Annotated in this window: 1 protein-coding gene; it reads right to left on the reverse strand. The window is 66.2% G+C overall.

What is annotated here, in order from left to right; all coding sequences use genetic code 11:
• A partial coding sequence (locus tag FGL98_RS25090) for an IS110 family RNA-guided transposase (protein ID WP_146321612.1) occupies positions 1–1,205 on the reverse strand: 1,205 nt, incomplete at its 3' end.
• Between the last annotated feature and the right edge of the window lie 34 nt (positions 1,206–1,239).

Consider the following 1,239-nt stretch of genomic DNA (forward strand, 5'->3'; position numbering starts at 1 on the left):
TCCCGTTCGTGTTGGGGCTCGTTGGGTGAGCTGGGGCGGCGTAGCGTCGGGTCAGCGGGTCCGGGAAGTGGCTGATCCGAAGAGTCGATGATCGGGTGGAAGTCGGCCGCGCTGGATTTGAGTGTCGTCCCGCAGTGCCCTCCCGGACCCGCGCTCACACCCGGCCACAGGTCAGTGTGGGCGGCCCGCGCCGCGTCGGCAACGAGTTGTTTGTAGATCACGTCCGAGATCCGACGCTTCAAACAGCGCAGCGCCTCCTTGGGCTTCTTCCCATCCGCTCGCTTGCGGCGGTAATAGGTGCGGCCGTCGGTCTCAAGTCTCAGTTGCGTGATCGCAGCGATGTGGATGGCGTGGTTCATCCGCCTGTTTCCCGCGCGCGAGAGCCGGTGCCGGTTCTGCTCACCTGAAGAGGCATCCAGCGGCGCCGTACCGGTCCAGGACGCAAAACGGTTGCGGTCAGCGAACCGTGCCACGTCTCCCACGTCGGCCAGGATCCGTGCCGCGACGACCGGGCCGATGCCGTGGATGTCCATCAGCCGCGATTCGCGTGCCAGGACCATCGCCTTCAACTCCGCGGTCGCGCTCTTCATCTTCACCTCTACCGCGACGAGCTCGGCCAACTCCTCGGCCGCGATCCTGCGGCGGGTCTTGCCGGCGATGTCGCGGGGCCGCACGCTGGCCAGCATCTTCTTGGCCTGTATCGCGGTGATGTCACGCTTGACCTGGCCGGGTAACAAGTCCGCAAGCAACGCTTGAAGTCGGCACACAGTCTGGACCCGTCGATGAGTCAGTGCCTCCCGCCGATCGGTCAGCAGCCGCATCGCTTCCAGTTCCCCGTCCACCTCCAGCACCCGCAGGCCCGGGGTGCGAACCCCGACCGCGGCGACCGAGTGGGCGTCCAGGGCGTCGGTCTTGCGGTTGTGGCCGGTGTTGAACAACCGCACTCGCGCGGACAGCTTGGCCGGCACATCGACGACATGCTCACCGGACTCCAAGAGCCGTTGCGCCAGCCCACGACCGACACCATTGGCCCCCTCGACCGCCCAAGTGCGATCGGGCCAGTCCCGCACGTAACGGCGCATTGCCGCGTACCCGGCCTTGTCGGTCGCGAACCGCCCCGACCCGAGCATCTGCTCGTTGCGATCGACGACCTCGATCGTTGCCGACAGTTTGTGGGGATCGACCCCGATAATGACCTGTTCCATACTCGGCTCCCGCTTCTACTCGCCTTGATCTGAC

It is taken from the genome of Leekyejoonella antrihumi (assembly GCF_007845645.1).
In the GTDB taxonomy this organism is placed as follows: Bacteria; Actinomycetota; Actinomycetes; order Actinomycetales; family Dermatophilaceae; genus Leekyejoonella; species Leekyejoonella antrihumi.